Origin of the sequence: Citrobacter sp. RHBSTW-01013, from assembly GCF_013781985.1 — a bacterium.
In the GTDB taxonomy this organism is placed as follows: domain Bacteria; phylum Pseudomonadota; class Gammaproteobacteria; order Enterobacterales; family Enterobacteriaceae; genus Citrobacter; species Citrobacter braakii.
The window spans coordinates 78,486-98,324 of record NZ_CP056186.1 but is presented as its reverse complement, the minus strand read 5'-3'; the positions used below and the strand labels follow the sequence as shown (position 1 = coordinate 98,324).

The following is a 19,839-nucleotide window of genomic DNA, read 5'->3' as shown; positions in this document are numbered from 1 at the left end:
CAAGTGGGACGTGCCTCATGTCCTGCTGAAAATGGCAACGGAAGCCGTTCAGCTTTCAGTGTTTTATGAAAAATCCCCTGCCACAAGGGAGGGGAAAGGTCAGAGGGTACGGATAAAATCGGGACCAATAATAGCAATGATCCGGGTACGGCTGGTCAGGCGGATGATTTTTTGCTGTCCGAGCCCCCGCAATAATTTTCTGATCTCTTTACTGCGCCGCACGTTCAGGTCGTGCATCAGCTGTGCCCGTCCGGTGAAACTCAGCAAACCATCGTGCGTGGCCAGTGCCTCGAAACGCAGATGATGACCTTCTGCCAGAAACGCAGCATGCCTTGCAGGACTGAGCCAGCTGAGAGCCTCCAGCATATCTTTCCATGCCCGACGCAACAGCTGCAGGGACGCCTGAAGACCATATACCGGGCGGTTGTAATCCGGCGCACCGGTAACCGGATCTTCCTCCTGGAATTTCCAGACTGCTTCATGGTGCGCCAGGCGGTTACGCAAGTCACGGATACGGGTAAATTTCTTTTCCAGCACGTGACGGGGGGTGCCGGCCGGGGCGCCGGGGAACACCGACGGAAGCAACTGGGGCCACAGGAGCGAGCGGTTCCGCGGTTCATCGTAGTTTTTCGTGAGAAAATTGGTCCAGAAACCAAAGTCCAGACCGGAGATCACCCGCTCTGCCGTCGGCGCCTTGCCCGCAGCACGGATACGTTTTGACACCTTACGGATACAGTCTTCTTCCCAGGCTGTCCGGTCATAAACCGGTTTCCCGTGATGCATGAGCTTCTGGCCACGGGCATCGGTTTTGTAGCGCTTGTTCTGGCGTATCCAGGTCTTGTCACCGATATAGCGGGGTAAATCAAAGATCCAGTTGGTATCGGTTCGCCAGTGTCCGGCAGCGCCGGGCAGCCGGGCATGGCGAATACTGTAATCGATGGCGTTACGCAGCGTCACCTCAAGGCAGTGCATCAGCGGCTGCATGGCGGCGGAAACGGCTTTGTTCCAGTTATACCCGCCCAGTTCTTCACCAGGTTTCAGCTTCAGCACGTCAGTGTAAATGTTCAGCCGCCCGGCCGAGATATAGTCTTCCAGCTGCATACAGCCCTCCCGGGCTAAACTGAGGGTCAGGTTGACGGGCGTACCAGTAACTGGTAGATTTATCCCATCAAGGCGCGGATTTCTTCGGACCCGTGCGTTAAAGTTAGTACCGGAAAAGCCATCCCTCGGGGTGGCTTTTCTCGTTTATATCTGTCTCAGATAAGCGACCATTCAAAAGCGTCCATGCGCATTGCCTTTCGCAGTTCATTAATCATTTCCTGAAAAACAGTTTCCGGGAACATATTAAAAAGTGACCGGTGAAGCGCCTGTACCGTCTCTTCATCCCGGGACGCCCCGTTGACCAGCAGTGCGGCATACAGGGAGTTCCCCCTTGCCAGGCTGTCAATCCCTCTCAGCTGTCCGGCGCGGATCTGAAGGTATGGCATCCCCGCGAGCATAATGCGCTGCAAATCATCGTTGTTTTTTATCCCGAGAATACGGCAGAACTCCCGGTGGCCGGCCTGAGTCATCTCCAGATCATAAACATGCTCGCTCAGTACTGTTCCGGCCATCCTCGCCATTTCCTGGTCCATCAGGGCAACCAGTTCACTGGTGCGGATGAAATTGCCGATCAGATCGCCAAATGTTGCCGTCAGAAACTCCTGCACAAAATCACTCTTTGATTTGCCGGCGGCTTTAGCCTGCCTCGTGATAGCTTCATCAACATCAGCTGGCACATTACGCACCGTAATGGTGTTAAATAACTCAGAGAGGTCTTTTGATTTAGCATCTTTCATTACTGGCATCCTGTTAACAACTTCTGACTGCGATCTGGTGTCAGCATCTCATATGTAAAATTGTGATGCAATATTTTATATCTGCATTTTTAAGGCTAAATTTGATGCATAAGATAGGTTATGATTCCAGCGTCACTCTCTTCATTTTGCACAGATCCGAAAAAAGGCAGTTCCGGATCTGCCGCAACCGCTCCGGCACCCGGCAGCCCGGCAACACAAGATGTAGCGGTGTCATCCGCTGACGATGACGCTATATGTTGTGTCCCTCCCCTGCCCCGTGACCGCCCGATCACCCCCATTAAAGGGCGGTGTGGTTATTTCGTGTGCGTGGTACACTTCCGGAAACTGCGGAATAACAGAAAAGTCGGATCAGGTCGGAATGGGCATCCGGTAATTTAACGGCGTGGTTATATGGCTGCTTATTATTTCAGTGTTTGAAATTAACTGTTGTGAAAGTCACTTTCTCAACAGAGTGGCACTCATCTGACGATGATTGAGGTGTGGTAAAATTGCACGGCTAACTATTCAACTGAGGAAAGGACATGTTTACTGCATTCAATGAGAGAAATGATTTCAGTTATGCTTTTGAAAAAATCCGTAACGCGATTTCTTCACCTGGTGAAAGTAATACTTATGCTGCTACAAATCTCGGCCTCGACATTCTGGTCCGCAAGTATGAACTGTTCCGCAAGGAACTGGATGCGGCCGGCGAACTGGGCGACTGGGAATATGATCTCGATACCTACAGCCACTGTATTACGGTGCTGAAGCGCTACTTCACCGGTAATTCATCCGGGCTGACAGAACGTGATGCCCGGATTTACAGTCATTACCTGCAGACTGAGCACAAAGGGTTTGTGAAGCTTGCTGAAGAGCTGGCTGCCGGCCGCTGAATACAGACAGAAGGTGTGATTTCACATTAAGGAACAATCATGTCAGATGTCATGACAGATTCAGAACAAGTTAAAGCAGTTGTGCAGGGGTTTTCTGCATGGATGCCGGTGATATCAACCCTAGCCGGTGGTGTACTGGCTGGCGGCGTGGCTTTACTGGTGAGCAGGGTGAATCACCGTTACGCCCGGGAACGAGAAGCGACTGCGGCAGCGGAGCGACTGCGCCATGAGCAGCAACTGTCTGAGGATAAACAGCAGAAAGAACTTCTTTACATCACCACGGAGCTGGTCTTCCACCTTGAACGTTTCGCTGAGCACTGTGCAAGAGTTGCCACGGATGCCGGTTATGAAGATCGTGACGGTATTACCCGGTTTTCAGTGGTACCGGAAGACCTCAGTCTTAGTGCTATCTCAGGTGACTGGCGAGTCCTGCCCCGCCATCTTATGTACCGTATCCGCGAGTTGCCCGTATTGCAGAACGGTGCTGACAGGGCTGTCAGTTCAGCAGCTGAACATGATGATCCACCTGACTATTCTGATACGTTTTATGAGCGTCGCTATCAGTATGCCTGGCTTGGACTGAAAACAATTATTCTTTCCCGGCGGCTGAGAAACCTCGCACAACTCCCTGCAACCCGCCTCGATGCAACGCCCTGGTCGGCACAGCCTGCTCTCTGGTCGATCTGGCGGCAGGAGCGTAAACGTCGGGCCAAGATAACTATCCTTAATCAGCGCGCGATAGCAGCGTTTCATATCCGGAAACAGTCCGGTAATAATGATTCAGCCCCTGCAGGAACACCATCATGATAATGTCATCCCTTCCGGCTGTTTCTCACCAGGGACATTCCTTACAGCTGCCAGTGGCCATCGATTATCCCGCGGCCCTCGCCCTGCGCCAGATGGCCCTTGTTCAGGACGAACTGCCGAAATACCTGCTGGCGCCGGAAATCAGCGCCCTGCTCCACTATGTGCCCGATCTGCATCGCAAGATGCTGCTGGCGACGCTCTGGAACACCGGCGCGCGCATTAACGAAGCGCTGGCGCTGACGCGGGGGGATTTTTCACTGGCACCGCCGTATCCGTTTGTGCAGCTGGCCACGCTCAAACAGCGTGCGGAAAAAGCGGCGAGAACGGCCGGGAGAGCGCCCGCCGGCAATCAGGCCCATCGTCTGGTTCCGCTATCCGATCACCAGTACGTCAGCCAGCTGCAGATGATGGTGGCCACGCTGAAAATTCCTCTCGAGCGTCGCAACAAGCGGACCGGCCGAACCGAGAAGGCCCGCATCTGGGAGATTACCGACCGTACCGTACGCACCTGGCTGAATGAAGCCGTTGATGCAGCTGCTGCTGATGGCGTCACATTCTCGATACCGGTGACACCGCACACGTTCCGGCACAGTTACGCCATGCACATGCTGTATGCCGGCATTCCGCTGAAGGTCCTGCAGAGCCTGATGGGCCACAAGTCAGTGAGCTCAACGGAGGTCTACACGAAGGTGTTTGCGCTCGATGTGGCGGCACGTCACCGGGTTCAGTTCCAGATGCCGGGGGCCGAGGCGGTGGCGATGCTGAAAGAACGAATTTAACGGCTACAGGCTGACGCGCAGCAGGCTTGTCCAACCCCTTGTCTGTCCAGAAGCGAGTTCTGAACAGACAAGGGGTTCAGAATGAAATGCCGGGTAGGTATTTTGCCTCATCCGGGCAGTAAACGCGTTCTCAGGAGGGAAGAATCAGTGGCGGATCTGCGCCAGGTCGTCTTCAGTCAGACCGGTCATTTTCATCACGGTACTGCGGTCAATGCCGCTCCTGAGCATGGTACGGGCAACTTCCAGCTTGCCTTCCAGTTTGCCTTCCAGTTTTCCTTCATTGCGGCCTTTTTCAATACCACGTTGTTCACCTAGTTGGATGCCCTGCTCGAGCCCCTGCTCGATTCCCTGCTGGATACCCTTCTCAATACCTTTCTGCTCAAGCTGCTGTGCGATGGTCATAAGTGCGTCCCCGTGTTGCGGCACACGCAGTGCCAGTTCGCGTACAAAGGCTTCGGCGTCGGCTGTTTCGCCTGCCTGCACGATATAGTGTACCAGTGATATGACCTGGGATGAAGACAGGTATCCGGCCAGCAAAATGGGCGCCAGACGGTCAACCAGTTCAGCGAGGTCGCGCTGATGAATATGTTTCTGCAGTAAAGTCAGGGCGGCCATACTGCGGTGGCCGGCGATGTCATCATCCGGAATAACGGTCACATCAACCAGCGGGAAAGCGTTGCTGTAGAGGTTGCCTGCCAGCACGGGGTCGTCAAACTCATCCAGCCAGCGGGTGGAGTACGGATAGGGGCTGCGTTTACCTGTATAGAAAAGGACCGGTATCACCAGGGGCAACTTCTTATGGCCCGCTTCCAGATGGCGCTGCATGGCGGCTACTGCGTAACGTATAAGGCGAAACGCCATGTGCCTGTCCGGCGACGACTGGTGCTCAATAAGCACGTGAACGTAGCCGTCGCCGCCGGCGGTTTTCAGGCTATAGAGAACGTCGCTGAAATACTGGCGGAGGTCATCCTCAACAAACGAGCCGGATTCCAGCTTCAGCGTCGTGAGGTCACAGATGGCACGCAGTTCTGCCGGGAGGTGCAGCTCCATAAAATCCCGGGCTATTTCCGGCTGCGTCAGGAACTGCCTGAATGTCGCATCGTGGGGTGTGGGCGTGGTGGTTTTCTTTTTCATCGGTCCATGCTCTGAAAATAACGTTGTCATAATATCACAGGCAAAAAATGCTAACATTCGCGTGGAGGGGACTTTCTGTTTCTTCCGAGGGGGGCAGTGCCGGGGTGGTTCTGTCCCCCTCTCCTCTTCCCTGGCATACCATTCACTCTACAGTTACAGACGTCTCTGAAGATATTTAAGTGGTCTTGCCGTTTATGGCCTCACATATCTGGTCACATCAGTCCGGAGGCGGAGGAAGCTCCCGGTATCGTTGACGTATACCCCAATGTGACTTGCTGACGCGCCCGGCGGGCTTGTCCAACCCCTCCCCTGTTCAGAAGCAAGTTCTGAACAGACTCACGGTTTGCGCAGCGGGTCAACAAAATTAAATACGATCACCAGAAATATTTTCTGGACACTTTTTCCGATAGTGCCGAAATGTCCAAGTTAGAAAACATTTTTTGTACATTCTTGGTGCATGATTGAAGGTGATAGAGCGAGGCATGGATTGAACTGGACAGAAAGCGCTGTATGTCCAATCCGCCGGGGATTTATACTGACAGTCATGATCATCACAGAAATAGAAGGGATAGCAGATGGCGCTTGAGTGGGTGGATGTGGCTGACAGTGCCGTTAAAATCGGTCTGGGCGCGTTAATCACCATTGTTGGCGGCTGGATTACACTGAAATTAACACACCTCCATGAAATTAGGAAAGAAGCAGTAGCTCAGCGACTGCGTGATATAGATAAAAAAACTGACCGCTATATAGATTTCCTTTCTTCATCGCAATTGCTAATGCAGAAATATCTTTATGAATCATGTGATCCAGGTGGCGAGGACTACACCGATTATATGCGGTTGCATAATATTGTGAGTCTCACTTCTTCGTCTGAATTACGAGTTTATGCGTTTGATACTCAGGCAAAAGTATCGCAATTTATTTTGCTCAGAAAGCCCAGTGATCTTATTGATTCCTACCGTAATGCCGCGAGAGACTCCGTTTCTATGCTTCAGGGGGTAGTTAGTGCTGAATTACTTCAGGATAAAGCTGCACTTCAGGGCAAACAACATGCATGGTGGGCGTTCTGGCGGAGGTAAGGTAAGTAAGTGAACTGAAACAACTGAACGTCCAGGCGAACGCAAATTTATTATAAATGGACATAACAGGGCGACTTCTACGGCCATGTTCCGGAGGTGATAAAATAGGGGTCTTCAACCATAAGAGGGCTTGCTTATGACACTGGACCAACTAATTGAAGTCCGCGACCGCGCTGGGCTTAACACCGCTGAACAGAGAGAAATTATATCTCTTCTTAACCAGCACCGGTTTGATTTTGGTGTAAAAGAGTTATCGGAAATTATGCCTCCCGAATTCTGCGGCTGGATCTCCAGAAGAATAAAACCGCTATCTCAGGAACAGGTAGATAAGAATAGCTGGAATTATTATAAACAGAAGATACAGGAATGGATAACGCTTATCGAATTGCATGAGGCATCACTTACCAGAGGGGAAAAGCTAAAGCGTTTTGTGGGAAAGCATAAATGGTGGCTTGGAGGCGCGTGTGGAGTTTTCGCATCAATTTCAAACGATGTGATAGCTGGCTGGATTCTTTCGTTATGGACCTGAGCTAACTGACGTGGACAGAAATACCTGAATGTCTAACCGAGCGGAGAATTAAACGAGGGATATAAAAAAGGCCGCTCAAGCGGCCTTAGTGCAGGAAATGGCTTCCAGATAAGCAATTTCTAAAATGCGGGGATCTCTGGAATTGTAAAGGCGAACGAACGATTCATAACGTTCCGCGCATCCCCGCTCGTCAGCGCGGCGGTAATACTCATTGTGGAGTTTATTTAGGCTCTTTCGCAGCAGAAGCCTACCGACGACTATCAGAGCAAACGCAATAATAAGGAAAAATGTCATCTCTACCTCCTGTAGTTATTACCCAAGACTATCAGGCCAGATCCTGCGCTGCCAGCAGAACTGGACAGAATTATCGGAGTGTCCAGATGGCGAGGGTATTAAACCAGTGACGTAAAAAAGCCGCTGGTTCGGCTTTTACTAACGGACATAAAATGTGATTTCGCATGCGAAATCTATTGCGTATCATTATTGATATCTTATATTTTCTCTGTATACTGTTTGTGTTGTCATGAAAGCGCGACAACAAACGCAGTGGCAGATAGCTGCTTCTGCACCTGGCGAAACGCCTGACTCACAGGAGTGTGTATGAAATCCCGCAATGAATTCATTTCATTATTGAAATACTCTTTCAAGCCGTGCCGCCCCTTCTCAAACATTTCGCATGCGAAATCTTAAGGATTGTTACATGACACTGAAAATTGGACCTATCGGAAAACTGATCGTTGTATGTAGTCAGAAGGGCGGAATCGTTAAATCGCAGTCATCCAGTGAAATCGCACATGACCTTCGTGAAGCTGGTTTCCGTGTGCTTGAAATTGATATGGACTGGACAACTGGTCTGACGGAGAGGGCATTCCCTGACGGCTTACCTTATGAGATAGAACGCGAACCTTTAAGTAACAGTTTTACACCCGGTGAAGCGAATACATATCAGCTTTTCTTTTCTGAAACAGAGATTCGACCGATTGAGCTTCCTGGCGGGCGCTTTTTTATCGGTGCTACCAGTGAACTTAATGAAATTAACTACCGAAACAGCGACTGCATGTTCGACTTCAGGGACCGTATTGAAGAACTGAAGAAACAGTTTGATTTTATTATTGCTGATTCAGCGCCATCTTATTCAAATGTCATGATCGCAGCGCATATGTCAGCTGATTACCTTCTGATCCCTACCCTGCTGGAGAAGCAGGCCCGTAATGCAGTTGGTAAACAGCTTACTTATATGCAGAAAATTAAGCGGAACTACAATCCTTCGCTGCAGTTCATGGGGACTTATGTGACGCAGACGCAGGTCAAAAATTATAAAAAGCCACTTAAAGAAGGATATCTGGGGCCTATTGATACACTGAACCTGAATCTCCTCATCGAGATCCTTCAGGGAAAAGGCTACTCTGAAGAATACATTCTCGCCTATATATCATTTGTACCTGCTGCTGCAAAGGAAGCGATCGAACTTGGTCTCTCATTTGATGAATATGACCCCAAATGTCTTCCTGCAATTCAGTATAAAGAACTTACTAAGAAAATTATTCTGCTCGCAGGAGGTAAGTAATGGCCAAGAAACCGTTTATGAGACGACTCCAGGCGCAGCAGGAAATGAAAAAAAATGCATCTGTTGTTTCTGATATTGAACAGGTCATTGCAAATAAACAACCAGATGAGCAGAACCATGATATAGCTGCGCACCAGATTATGGCGGATATTGCCCGACCGGATATCGAACCTGATGGACAGATAATCCGTGTCGATATAAATCTGGTTTATGCTGAAGAACAAGTGCGACCTGAAGAAGACTTCGAGGAAGATATTATCGATGGTATGGCTGATACCTTCGAAACGATAGGGATGCTTACCCCGCCTCGTTGTTATCCTCGTGACAGACGTGGCTACCAGATATGGTTAGGCGAAACGCGTGTTCGCACTGCCCGCAAGCGTGGTGATACCCACATTGATATTTATGTCGGTAAACCACCACGGGAAAGAAAAGAACGCATCATCGGTCAGCTCATTGAAAATCTGCAGCAGTCTGGTTTGAAACCATTAGCGACTGCAAAATCGTTCTATGAGCTCAAGCATGAGTTCAATATGACGGGTGAGCAGATCGCAAAAACAATGGGTAAGCCTACCTCATTTGTCAGTAAACACCTTCGTCTCATTGATGCACCAGAAAATGTTACCGCCCTTCTCCGGGATAAAATCACATCCGATGTCGATCTGGCATACACACTGATACAGGTAAATGAAAAGTCTCCCGAAGAGGCCGCGAAGCTTGTCGCAGCTGCGCGAGAGTCTGGTATTTCACGTTCGCAGGTTAAAGCTGTTCTTGATGCAGTTAAGAACAAAAGCAAAGGTGAGATTTCGCATGCGAAATCTAAGTCTCAGAACAAAAAATCAACCAAGCTTTTAGACTGTAATTCAGATGTAAAAACATGGCAGGTTGTTGTCGAGATAGACGGTCAGCAAGGGGTAATAATGACTGACCGTGCGCCAGATAAAGCTGGGTATGTGTGGGTGAAAATGGAAATTGGTGAGATTTCAGTTGAGGCTTCTGAACTACGCGTCAAAGGGATGCGCTCTCAGTGATGAAATCAACCCCGTTCACCGAAATGGCCATGGCATTCCGTGGCCAAATTGTCCGCCTCTGGGCGCTTCGATATCCCGGAACTCAATCCGAAGCAGCTGCCGCATTAACAGAAGCGGCTATCAATCTGGGATATGTTACAAGAAGCAGGCCCGTACCCGGCGCGGCGTTACTTTCATGGTCCTCTAACCCGGCTGAAACTCCGTTGTGGGCAGCTCAGACAGCGTTAACATTGATGCTCAGCATCGGCTGGAAGCCAGAAAGTAACCAGGACTGGTGTGGTATGTCGGCGCTGATATTCAGAGCTAATCGTACACTTCCACTTGAGCAGTTAGTCGCTTCCTTGCCTGATAGCATAGACAGGCAAACGGCTACCGGATGGTTCGTGGCGGCAATTGAAGAGGATGCCAGCTACCGTTACAACAGGAAATCCACATGACCTTTCAAGAGCTTGATGCTTGTATCGCAGGCTCTGGCAGACGTTCTATCGCTTCTGCATTAATCGCTTTTATTCTTGATGCGCTTGATGAAGGACAGGACGGAGTTGATCTTGATGTGTTCCAGAGCCACACGCGCTTCATTCGCAATAATGTAACAACGGTAGCCAGCTATCTGCAGCTACATGGGATTATCCATATACAGTATTACCGTGATGGTGCTGCCGAGCGTCAGTATGAGTCCGTTAATAACTACGGGCGGTGGGCAAAACAGCACTACCAGCTATCTGCAAGCGTTAAAGAACTCTATCGGCGAAATTAGATATTGAGATTTCGCATGCGAAATTTTTACAGGAGCATCACGATGCTTGACGAGAATTACAAGAGAGTTTGCAGTCACTGTTTGAAGAATGACCCGGTTCTCTTTCACATGATCATTAATGACCCGGATTCTTACAGACCATGCGACTACTGTGGTAATGAAGACCGAACCATGTCTATGCATGCATTGGGAAATAAAACTGACTGGCTGATAGAAAAATATTATTCTCCTGGCGAAGTAGACCATGAGTATGGTGTTCAGGAAGGTTCTCCTCTTATCGAGATTCTTGAACAAGAGGTTTCATCCAACATCGATGTGATTAAAGACCTTTCAAAAATACTGTTGGATTGCTGGTTCGAACGGGGAACTGAAGAACATAAATATGGTGAAGATCCACTCTTCATCTCAGCAATATCAATTTCTTCTAAGCTTTCCAACAAATGGGCTTTAATGGAAAAGAAGCTTCGTGAAAGTAATCGTTTTTTCAATCATGATGCCCTTGAAACGTTTGATGAAGTGTTCGGTTATCTCTTTGATAATCACCCTTCAGCCTTTACCGATTTCACTCCAGATACGCCTCTTTATCGTGGACGGATTTTTAAGTCCGAGGATGACATTAAGTCTGCGTTGCACATGCCAGAATCAAGGCTTGGCCCCCCTCCTTCCGATTTAGCACCTTATGGTCGGATGAACGCGAAAGGAATATCTGTATTTTATGGAGCAACATCCAAAACTAATGCCGTTTCGGAAGTCCGTCCTCCGGTCGGTAGTTTCGTAGTAGTTTCTGAATTTCGGGTACTGCGTCCTGTACGTCTCCTCGATTTGACGGTACTCGGCAGAGTGGCTGTAAACGGTGTAAGCCGTTTTGATCCTGAATATCTGGTCAGATATGAGCGTAGCCGTTTCATAGCAACACTATCACGCAAACTAGTTATGCCGGTTGTGCCTGAGCTCGCTGAATCGAACTATCTGCTTACGCAAGCTATTGCTGATTATCTGTCTATCACGGACAAATATTCACTGGATGGAATCAAGTTTTCGTCTGCTCAAATGCCTTCTGGCCAAGGGGAGGAAAACGCGTGTAATGTGATCTTGTTTCATAAGTCATCGGCAGTTAAAAACGCCAAACTCAGACGACTGGAAGCGCAAGTTTCAATGTATAGAGAAGACGATGACTACGCTGAGTTTGACCCTCAGATGACAACGACCAATCGTGATTTCAGACGAGAGTTTACCGTTCTCTCCCGAAACAAACCTCAGCAAGACGTACTTGAACTGAAGTTGGGCAGTATTGAGATCCATGAAATCAGGGGCGTTAAGTATACATCGTTAGTAACCCCGGTAGGCCATAAAGAGATAAGTTTGTCTGCCGCTGAAGCAGAGATTTCGCATGCGAAATCTGGCTATTCAGATGACGATTTCTGACGGGTTGATACAACCTAGATTTCGCATGCGAAATCTTTCGGTGGCAGATCATCTTATCATTGCCACCGGGAGATCATTCCAGCGCGTTGTGTACGCAGGGGAAAGCATTTCTCGTTTCATTTGCCACTCAGGAGCAATGCCCCGTCCCGCAAACCACACTTTCCCCAGACCGGAATGGTTAATACTATCCAGAACTTGCATCAACTGGTCGCTCCGTTCCCACGGCTGTACTTCATCAAACAAATTCAGCTGCGATACCCCAGTTGGCATGAAATCGTTCAGCATACAGCCTGCCTTTGCGTAACGGTGACCATCCACCCAGATCCTGTCCAGAGCTCTGACGGCAGCGGCAATGATGTCCCGTGTATCCTGCGTGGGGATGAGCAGTTTTTCACTGGCCAGATTACCGTAGTAGGGCTCATTTACGGCGAATGGCGATGTTTTCACAAACACGGCAATATGCCTGCAGAACTGACGCTCGCCGCGCAGCTTTTCAGCTGCACGCTCAGCGTACTGACAAACTGCCTGGCGCATGGCTTCATACGTCGTAACACGCTCCCCAAAGGATCGGCTGCAGACAATCTGCTGTTTCGGCGGAGGCGCTTCTTCCAGCGAAATACAGCTTTCTCCGTTGAGTTCCCGGACGGTTCTCTCCAGCACAACGCTGAAATTCTTCCTGATAAATACAGGGTTCGCGCGCGCCAGCTGCAGTGCCGTGGTGACTCCCATTGTGTTCAGCTTTTTCGAAATTCTCCGGCCAACCCCCCAGATTTCCTCCACCGGCTGCAGTGAGAGCAGTTTTTCCGTGCGGCGGGGATTTCCCGGCGTTAACGCCAGAACGCCACCAAACTGCGACCATTCTTTGGAGGCCCATTGAGCTGACTTCGCCAGCGTTTTAGTTGGCCCCATACCCACGCCGATAGTCAGGCCGGTTCCGTTCCGGACGTGCTCACGCAGCTGCCGGCCGAAGTCCTCAAAATTAATGCAGCGGTCTATGCCGCGAATGTCCAGAAACATCTCATCAATGGAATACTGCTCCACCCGTGGCGCCATTTCCTCTAAATGGATCATCACTCTGTTGCTGAGACTCGCATACAACGCGTAATTACTGGAGAACGCGATGACCGGCTCCGGAAATTTCACCAACTTCAGCTGAAACCACGGTACCCCCATTTTTATGCCCAGCCGCTTCGCTTCAGGGCTTCTCGCAATGACGCAGCCATCATTATTTGAGAGAACGACAACGGGTTTATTCCGCAGATCAGGGCGAAAGACCTTTTCGCAGCTGGCATAGAACGAATTCACGTCCGCGAGCGCAAACATCAGTCTGTGCTCCGGGTTTTGTGTATAAAAGCCGTCACCACCCCAAAAATCTGCAGTTCTTCCGGATAGAGCGTGGGGTAGGCCGGGTTCATCGGCAGCAGGGCAATGCGGGGCTTCAGCTGCAGGCGTTTAACCGTGAATTCGCCGTTTGTTTCCGCGATAACGATATCCCCCTGCATGGGTTTCTCTGCTTTGTCGACCACCATTAAATCGCCGGAATGCAGACCCATATCCCGCATCGAATCCCCGATAGCCCTGACGAAGAACGTTGCAGCCGGACGCCGGATACAGTAAGTGTTCAGGTCCAGCTCTTCTTCGGTGTAATCGGCGGCCGGCGACGGAAAACCCGCCGGGCAACGTTCGGTGAACAGCGGGGCAGTGGACTGCACCGGCTCCTGTTCGGGGGCGACAAAAAGTAACATGGCATACCTCTTAAAACACCTGTTTGCATATACAGTATTATTTAAGATATTTCCTGTCCTGCAAGTGAAATTTTGCTGTTTCCCGTCAGGTAACTGTTCTGCCTGGAAAAACAGATGTCAGGTTATCCACAGAATCGGTTAATAACCCTGTGGAGGACCGGCGCAGAACTGTTGGTATGTCATCTGCTCCCTCTCTGGTGTTTTCCCTTCCCACAAATCCTCTGATCACCACGGCCATTCCTGCCCGCCTGTTGCTGACTGCCACCCGCTGCCAGTGTGCCGCGTCCGGCCTGTCACGGGACGGGCGTCTTTATCGCTCAGGCCCGGCGTCGTTGTGATTTTACGCCATACCCTCGCCAGTTTAAGGCGCGCCCTTCAAGCCGCTTTCGCGGCATAAGCTCGCCGACGATGAGAATTGTCGGCTCGTTATTCCACGGTCGGCGTTGACCCGTTACCGGACGCGACGAACAGGCAGCGTGCGGCAGGGAACGGTATCGCGGTGATGCCTCCTGCCCACCCTGACTGTGTAAGGAGCTTCCCATGCCGAACTGGTGTGCCAACCGACTGATGTTCAGTGGTATTCAAAACAGTGATGCCCTCAAAACGTGGATTGCCGGAGGCGGGCTGTCCCTGCATCGCCGCGCCAGAAAAGACGGTATTCAGCTTTTCCTGGCAGGCTGTGCGGGGATACTGCGCCCCCTGACAGAACTGTGTTACACGCCATACCCGCAACTGGTTGCTCACGGGATGGCCGCAGACAACCGGGCTTCAGCCCAGGCATACAGCGACTGGCTGGCGATGTTTATGGCCGGAGCTGTGCTGGATGTGGAAACCTGCCAGACGCTGCATCAGTGCTGGCTGGACAGCCATATCGGGCATGCCCGCTGGGCTACCCTCAGTGAACCGGAACAGGTAGTCATCCGGCAGCTGTACCAGCAAAAATCTTTTGACTGGGGAAACAGTTTCCGGCCTGCGCCGGTGGAGGAATGGTGGAACAGCCTGTGCGATGCTGGTGATGATTTGTTTGCCGCAGAGCCAGTGGATTTGCGTGATGTCCTGCCGACGCGCCTGGATATTGAAGTGAACGGCTTCAACGGTGGCCTGCTGACGGGTGTCCCGTCGTCATATGACCACTATCTGACCCGGTACGGTTGCAAGTGGCCGGTCGGTTATGAGTCAAATATCTGTTTCGCCGGAGAGAACACGCTGACGGTGGATTTTGACACCCCCTGGAGTCCGGTTGGCGAGGTCGTTGTGGCTGAACTCAGTCAGCGATATGGCGGTGAAGTGGAGCATTGGTTTGCGGAGCAGGGCTGCAATTACTGCGGTTATGCCCGGTACGTCAGCGGCGAAACGGACGTGTACATCACTGACGAGCTGGAATGGGGCGAGGCTGACCCGGACGATGAGGACAGCTTCCCTGATGTGATCGGCCCGGAGTGGATTATCAACAACGTGGCGCATTTTGGCGGCTGACCGGAGGCGGGCGGGAAACCGCCCGGAATAACATGGAATTAAATCTGAATACCTGGCTTGTTGGCCTGAGCGTCGACATCGGTGGCACTGAAATGATGGTGTATTACCTGGTTTCCGCGAGTGACCTGGCGCAGGCTGAAGCGGGCATTCTGGAAATGGGGCGCACCTGGTGGCCATCGCTGAGACGCGAGGATGACCGGCATCGCTGGGAGTTCCCCGAAGGCGTGGTCTGGTTTAACAGCATTATTCTGCTCGATGACGTGGAAAACAGTATCCTGCGCGGGCTGAAGTTCCTCGATGCGTGGACAGTGACCGGCTCAACGGATATGCCGCGACTGCACGATGAGTGGGGGAACGACTGGCGGGATATTACCCGCTGACGGAAGACCGGGCAGGCCGACTGCCCGGTACTTCAGGCCGGAATAATGATGTCGCGCTGCTCCGCATCCATGCCGCGCGGGGCGCGGGGATATCCACTGCCCGGAGCCAGTGTGCCGCGCCCGGACGGACACGGGACGGGCGGCGTTTCCGCTCCTGTCCGGCGTCGCTGTGATTTTACGCCATCCACTCGCACTTTAAGGAGCGCCCTTCAAGCTGCTTTCGCGGCATAAGCTCGCCGATGATGGGGACTGTCGGCTCGTTATTCCACGGTCAGCTTGACCCGTTACCGGTCGCGGCGTACAGGCTCCGGGCAGCAGGGAACGGACGTCGTACCGACGTCCTCCTGGGTGCCCCCTGTAACCACGAGGTGTCCCTATGTCCCGTTTTATCCTGGGTAACTGCGTCGATATTATGTCCGGCTTTCCGGAGCGTGCCGTTGATTTCATTCTCACCGATCCCCCGTATCTGGTCGGGTTCCGTGACCGTTCCGGCCGCAGTATTGCCGGTGACAAAACCGATGAATGGCTCCAACCAGCCTGCAATGAGATGTATCGCGTCCTCAAAAAAGACGCGCTGATGGTGAGCTTCTACGGCTGGAACCGCGTCGATCGCTTCATGGCCGCATGGAAAAGCGCCGGGTTCAGCGTGGTCGGGCATCTGGTTTTCACCAAAACCTACTCGTCGAAATCGGCCTATGTCGGCTACCGCCATGAATGCGCCTATATCCTGGCGAAAGGCCGTCCGGCGCTGCCGCCGGACCCGTTACCGGATGTTCTGGGCTGGAAATACAGCGGCAACCGTCACCATCCGACCGAAAAACCCGTGACCAGTCTGCAACCGTTGATCGAGAGCTTCACACACCCGAACGCCATTGTTCTCGATCCGTTTGCCGGTTCCGGCTCCACCTGTGTGGCCGCCGTCCAGGCAGGGCGCCGTTATATCGGGATTGAGCTGATGGAGCAGTACCACAAAGCCGGAATTGAGCGCCTGTCATCCGTGCAGCGCGCCATGCAGCGCCCGGCAGCCAACGACGTCTTTTATCCGGAGGCCGCGTAATGAACTATGCCGGACACGAAAAACTCCGCGCAGACGTGGCGGAACTGGCCAACAACATGAGTGACCTGCGGGACGCGCTGAACGACATGCAGCACCGCTATCGCTTTGATTCCGAAGTGCTGACCGAACGCCTGGCTCGTCAGACGCTCTTCCGCATCAATGCCCTGTTTATGGCGGCGTACAACGAAATGCTTGAGCTGGATACCTGCTTTAAGGACTAAGGAGAAAAACATGTACGGAACCTGTGAAACCCTCTGCCGGTTGCTGAGTGAGCAGTATCCCGCAGAAACCCCGCTGAACCTGGTTGTCTGGTCCCCGGCGGATATCGAAGCGCTGGCCGACGGCATGGAATGTGCCGTGTCTGAACAGGACATAAAGGACGTTCTGGCGCGTCTGGACGCCATACCGGAAGAACAGCGGCTTGAGTCGGGCGTGTCTGCCAGTGCGGTCATGGATTTGATTGATCAGGTGAAACAGGCCGTTCCGGCGGTGATGGTGCCGGCTGACCTGCTTGAAACCCTGCTGACGACCGCCGAACAGGCGTTATGGCACAGGGAATGGACCGCCCGCGACGGCAACCACCCGGTCCCGGACAGCGTGACCCGCCGCCTGGCTGATACGGCGAAAGTGCGCGCCTTACTGAAAAACTGAATACCCACGCCGCCCCGGCGGCGTGGACTGAATCTGCTCAGAGGAACATAAGATCATGATGTACGGCACCCGTAAGGAACTGAATAAAAAGCTGAAACGTATGTTTGGCAACAATGATCACTTTGCCCTGCTGGTCTGGACGAAGCAGGACGTAATGGCCCAGGTGGAAAACATGACGGAAAGCGAGGCCGCTGCGATTTTGCAGGAAATCGGCAGCGTGACCGGCCATACCGAAGAGGGTATTTCATTTCGCACGGTCCAGGAGATGTATGCCGGATTACGGGCCGACATCCCGACCGTCATCGTTCCCGCTGATCTGCTGGCCCGCCTGACTGACGTCGCGGGGCTGGCGCTGGACGCAGAGGACGCCCGGGCCTGGCCGCTTGTTAGCCAGCATTACCCGTCCGTGGCTGATGCCCAGGCCGATATTACGTGGCTCAGGCAGCTCCTGGCCGCCTGATGTGACCGACCGCCCCGCCCGTTCTGACGGGGCGACACTTCCCGTACAGTATACAGAGAGAATAACCATGAATAACGATACCCTGAACGCCCTCATTCTGCGCCACGGTGACAATCTGCTGCGCCGGTCCGGCTGGCCCGACTCAGTTGGTATGACGCCCGTCGCGCCCGAAACCGTACCCGGCTGGCTGTTCGCCAGTGGCGTGCTCGATGCAGACGAGATCCTGGCGCTGACAACCCGGTTGTGCCAGGCCCTGAATGACGGACGGGCGAAACTGCTGACCGCCAGCGCGCAACGGCTGGCAGGTACGCCCGCCCGGCTGCATCTGTATCCGGCTCAGTCTTATCCCCGGCCCGAAGCCCTGACTGATTTTACCTGTATCAGTCTGCCGTATGCGCAGGAATGGCTGACAAAAGCCGAATGCGGGGACCTGCTGGCCTTCCTGAAAGATTTCATTGACCGGATCTGTGACATTGTTCGTCAGGACGCGAAGCGCATCGCGGCGGCTCTGGTGCCGTCTGCCGCGCCGCGGCTGATGGAAAAACGTTTCGGAGACTGGCGACTGGTTGCGGACGAATACGAGCACGACAACTGGCTGGACAGTGAGGACGGGGAACGGCTGGATCAGGTGCTGGACGGCATACTGGTCCGGGGTGCGCGGTTTTGTCCGGTCCTGCTCACCCTGGTGAATGAGTCCCGGGAGGAAATCGAAGCGGCCGGAGTGATGACCGATCTTCTGCGTTTCCCGGGGGAACCGGTCCGCCGCTGGTTTGACCGTCGCGTGTTGCGGGATGTGCTGAACGAGGTCCGCAACACAGACCCCATCGGGGATTAAGTCAGGGAGGGAAGGGGGAAACCCCTTCTTTTATCCGCCGGTGACTCAGAAGCTGAAAAGGATGTCGCCGGCTCCGCTTTTATGGCGGCCCCGTCCCGGTGTGACGTGGCCTGGTGGTTTTCCGCTCTGTCAGTCCGGAGCCGTGTGCGGGCTGTGCCGTGCATCCATCGTAGTCGGGCTGTCGTGGATACAAGGGTAAAGTGCACGCGGCGGTCACCCGGTCCTTCCTTCACGTCAGCCGTTATCTTCCGGTCGTTCGACCGCTCAGGTTTCACGGTCTCACCCTTCAGCTCCCGTCTGCCGTGCGCGTCAGGCTGCGGCTTCCCTTGCGCCCTTGTATCCACGCCCGATCGCCCGACTGGTCTGGATGCACGGCACCGCCCGGTGTCGCAGACCATGTGATTACGGAGGTTTACCATGCAGTTAGCTACACGTCAGCACACCCTTAACGTCGAAGAATCCGACCGCCTGTCTTTCCTGCCGTACATGTTCGGCACCGATTTTATGCTGGCTGAATTACAGGTGTATGCCCTGGCGAAAAAATGGATGCCCGAATACAGCGGCGTTACCTGGCATTTCATCCGTCTGCCGGAAGGCGGCGGGTACATGATGCCCGACTGCGATCGGGTACACATGATCAACGGTGAAAACTGGTTTGATCGTACCGTCAGCGCCGACGCCGCCGGGATTATTCTGACCTCGCTTGCCATTAACCGCCGTTGCTGGACACATCACGACTGCGGCAATGCCGCGCTCACACGCCTGTACATGCTGCGTGATACCCAGCTCTGGAATCACATTACGTTTCACCCTGAATGCACCGCCATTTATGCCGCGCTCGACTGATTAACCGACGGGGCGGCGATGCCGCCCCGCTGTAAGCGACATTCATTTATTTAAGGGAGACTGTTATGTACGGAACCGTCAGCACCATCTGCTGCGACTTACTGAAAGTGTACGAGAACAACGAAAAGATAGCCGTCATCGTCTGGTGTGAAGACGATGTGCGCGAAGTGGGGGCGGAGTTTAACCCGACCGCTGATGACACACAGGCCGTACTGCGCGCCATTGGCGAGTCGGACAGTGATTCGCTCTGGCGTGATGGTATTGGCCAGAACTTTGTTGAGGGCGTATTGCGCGAGTTAGTCGCACAGCGTCCCCCGCGCCAGATTGCCATCCCTGAAGATATGCTGCGCACGCTTTTGCCCCTGATGGAAGCCGGAATGAACCTTCCGCGTTACCAGACGCAGGACAGGGCCGCCGAAGAAGAAGCCGCACTGGATACGTTGCGATACCTGCTTTCCGCAAATATTCCTCACCATAACCAGACCGAAGGGAACTACTGACAGATATTAGTGCGCCGTGTACATCGGCGGTCACTTTATCTTACAGGGAG

24 protein-coding genes are annotated in these 19,839 nt (G+C 52.8%); 19 read left to right on the top strand and 5 right to left on the bottom strand.

The window, feature by feature from the left end:
• Nucleotides 1–99: 99 nt before the first annotated feature.
• Nucleotides 100–1,101, bottom strand: coding sequence for an Abi family protein (locus HV350_RS25545; protein WP_009654304.1), 1,002 nt, complete (start codon nt 1,099–1,101; stop codon nt 100–102).
• Between the two features lie 155 nt (nt 1,102–1,256).
• Complete coding sequence (locus HV350_RS25540; RefSeq protein ID WP_009654315.1) at nt 1,257–1,838, bottom strand: hypothetical protein; 582 nt, start codon at nt 1,836–1,838, stop codon at nt 1,257–1,259.
• 542 nt (nt 1,839–2,380) lie between these two features.
• Between HV350_RS25540 and HV350_RS25535 the strand changes: the two genes are divergently transcribed.
• The 3 genes from HV350_RS25535 to HV350_RS25525 are packed head-to-tail and all read left to right on the top strand — an operon-like array spanning nt 2,381 to nt 4,317.
• Nucleotides 2,381–2,731 (top strand): hypothetical protein, encoded by a 351-nt coding sequence (locus tag HV350_RS25535; protein ID WP_009654828.1) that lies wholly within the window; start codon nt 2,381–2,383, stop codon nt 2,729–2,731.
• A 39-nt stretch (nt 2,732–2,770) separates the two neighbouring features.
• Complete coding sequence (locus HV350_RS25530) at nt 2,771–3,538, top strand: hypothetical protein (RefSeq protein ID WP_009654830.1); 768 nt, start codon at nt 2,771–2,773, stop codon at nt 3,536–3,538.
• Between the two features lie 2 nt (nt 3,539–3,540).
• Nucleotides 3,541–4,317 (top strand): site-specific integrase, encoded by a 777-nt coding sequence (locus tag HV350_RS25525; protein WP_032426116.1) that lies wholly within the window; start codon nt 3,541–3,543, stop codon nt 4,315–4,317.
• Between the two features lie 144 nt (nt 4,318–4,461).
• On the opposite strand, the gene HV350_RS25520 is transcribed toward HV350_RS25525, so the two are convergent.
• Nucleotides 4,462–5,451, bottom strand: coding sequence for an Rpn family recombination-promoting nuclease/putative transposase (locus HV350_RS25520; RefSeq protein WP_020804955.1), 990 nt, complete (start codon nt 5,449–5,451; stop codon nt 4,462–4,464).
• Between the two features lie 575 nt (nt 5,452–6,026).
• Here HV350_RS25520 and HV350_RS25515 point away from each other — a divergent pair.
• The 7 genes from HV350_RS25515 to HV350_RS25485 all read left to right on the top strand — a co-directional run bounded on the left by HV350_RS25515 (nt 6,027) and on the right by HV350_RS25485 (nt 11,839).
• Entirely contained in the window at nt 6,027–6,530 is a 504-nt protein-coding gene (locus tag HV350_RS25515) for a peptidase M14 (RefSeq protein ID WP_071446649.1), read from the top strand.
• A 136-nt stretch (nt 6,531–6,666) separates the two neighbouring features.
• The gene (locus HV350_RS25510; protein ID WP_071446650.1) at nt 6,667–7,059 is read left to right on the top strand and encodes a hypothetical protein; all 393 of its coding nucleotides are present in this window, start codon (nt 6,667–6,669) and stop codon (nt 7,057–7,059) included.
• Between the two features lie 700 nt (nt 7,060–7,759).
• Nucleotides 7,760–8,626 (top strand): AAA family ATPase, encoded by an 867-nt coding sequence (locus tag HV350_RS25505; RefSeq protein ID WP_071446652.1) that lies wholly within the window; start codon nt 7,760–7,762, stop codon nt 8,624–8,626.
• The gene (locus tag HV350_RS25500) at nt 8,626–9,657 is read left to right on the top strand and encodes a ParB/RepB/Spo0J family partition protein (protein ID WP_181521027.1); all 1,032 of its coding nucleotides are present in this window, start codon (nt 8,626–8,628) and stop codon (nt 9,655–9,657) included. Before HV350_RS25505 ends, HV350_RS25500 begins: the two co-directional genes overlap by 1 nt.
• Nucleotides 9,657–10,094 (top strand): hypothetical protein, encoded by a 438-nt coding sequence (locus HV350_RS25495; protein WP_071446654.1) that lies wholly within the window; start codon nt 9,657–9,659, stop codon nt 10,092–10,094. The genes HV350_RS25500 and HV350_RS25495 overlap by 1 nt, the downstream gene beginning before the upstream one ends.
• Nucleotides 10,091–10,414, top strand: coding sequence for a hypothetical protein (locus HV350_RS25490; RefSeq protein WP_071446655.1), 324 nt, complete (start codon nt 10,091–10,093; stop codon nt 10,412–10,414). Before HV350_RS25495 ends, HV350_RS25490 begins: the two co-directional genes overlap by 4 nt.
• Nucleotides 10,415–10,585: 171 nt before the next feature.
• Nucleotides 10,586–11,839, top strand: coding sequence for an RES family NAD+ phosphorylase (locus HV350_RS25485; protein ID WP_224776425.1), 1,254 nt, complete (start codon nt 10,586–10,588; stop codon nt 11,837–11,839).
• A gap of 48 nt (nt 11,840–11,887) precedes the next feature.
• On the opposite strand, the gene HV350_RS25480 is transcribed toward HV350_RS25485, so the two are convergent.
• Both HV350_RS25480 and umuD read right to left on the bottom strand, forming a co-directional pair.
• The gene (locus HV350_RS25480) at nt 11,888–13,162 is read right to left on the bottom strand and encodes a Y-family DNA polymerase (protein ID WP_181521029.1); all 1,275 of its coding nucleotides are present in this window, start codon (nt 13,160–13,162) and stop codon (nt 11,888–11,890) included.
• Nucleotides 13,162–13,584: a translesion error-prone DNA polymerase V autoproteolytic subunit gene (gene umuD / locus HV350_RS25475; RefSeq protein ID WP_045911947.1), complete on the bottom strand. Its 423-nt coding sequence runs from the start codon at nt 13,582–13,584 to the stop codon at nt 13,162–13,164. Before umuD ends, HV350_RS25480 begins: the two co-directional genes overlap by 1 nt.
• Nucleotides 13,585–14,124: 540 nt before the next feature.
• On the opposite strand from umuD, the gene HV350_RS25470 reads away from it, so the two are divergent.
• From HV350_RS25470 to HV350_RS25430, 9 genes are all read left to right on the top strand, one after another.
• Nucleotides 14,125–15,060: a DUF1281 domain-containing protein gene (locus tag HV350_RS25470; RefSeq protein WP_071446536.1), complete on the top strand. Its 936-nt coding sequence runs from the start codon at nt 14,125–14,127 to the stop codon at nt 15,058–15,060.
• A gap of 32 nt (nt 15,061–15,092) precedes the next feature.
• The gene (locus tag HV350_RS25465; protein ID WP_071446535.1) at nt 15,093–15,440 is read left to right on the top strand and encodes a hypothetical protein; all 348 of its coding nucleotides are present in this window, start codon (nt 15,093–15,095) and stop codon (nt 15,438–15,440) included.
• A gap of 376 nt (nt 15,441–15,816) precedes the next feature.
• Nucleotides 15,817–16,497: a DNA methylase gene (locus HV350_RS25460; protein ID WP_071446534.1), complete on the top strand. Its 681-nt coding sequence runs from the start codon at nt 15,817–15,819 to the stop codon at nt 16,495–16,497.
• Nucleotides 16,497–16,718: a hypothetical protein gene (locus tag HV350_RS25455; RefSeq protein WP_071446533.1), complete on the top strand. Its 222-nt coding sequence runs from the start codon at nt 16,497–16,499 to the stop codon at nt 16,716–16,718. The genes HV350_RS25460 and HV350_RS25455 overlap by 1 nt, the downstream gene beginning before the upstream one ends.
• A 10-nt stretch (nt 16,719–16,728) precedes the next feature.
• The gene (locus tag HV350_RS25450) at nt 16,729–17,148 is read left to right on the top strand and encodes a DUF1380 family protein (RefSeq protein ID WP_071446532.1); all 420 of its coding nucleotides are present in this window, start codon (nt 16,729–16,731) and stop codon (nt 17,146–17,148) included.
• Between the two features lie 55 nt (nt 17,149–17,203).
• Complete coding sequence (locus HV350_RS25445) at nt 17,204–17,608, top strand: DUF1380 family protein (RefSeq protein ID WP_071446531.1); 405 nt, start codon at nt 17,204–17,206, stop codon at nt 17,606–17,608.
• 67 nt (nt 17,609–17,675) lie between these two features.
• Nucleotides 17,676–18,443, top strand: a complete 768-nt coding sequence (locus HV350_RS25440; RefSeq protein ID WP_071446530.1) for a hypothetical protein — start codon at nt 17,676–17,678, stop codon at nt 18,441–18,443.
• A gap of 417 nt (nt 18,444–18,860) precedes the next feature.
• Nucleotides 18,861–19,289 (top strand): antirestriction protein, encoded by a 429-nt coding sequence (locus HV350_RS25435; protein WP_071446529.1) that lies wholly within the window; start codon nt 18,861–18,863, stop codon nt 19,287–19,289.
• 65 nt (nt 19,290–19,354) lie between these two features.
• The gene (locus HV350_RS25430; protein WP_071687506.1) at nt 19,355–19,789 is read left to right on the top strand and encodes a DUF1380 family protein; all 435 of its coding nucleotides are present in this window, start codon (nt 19,355–19,357) and stop codon (nt 19,787–19,789) included.
• Nucleotides 19,790–19,839 lie beyond the last annotated feature (50 nt).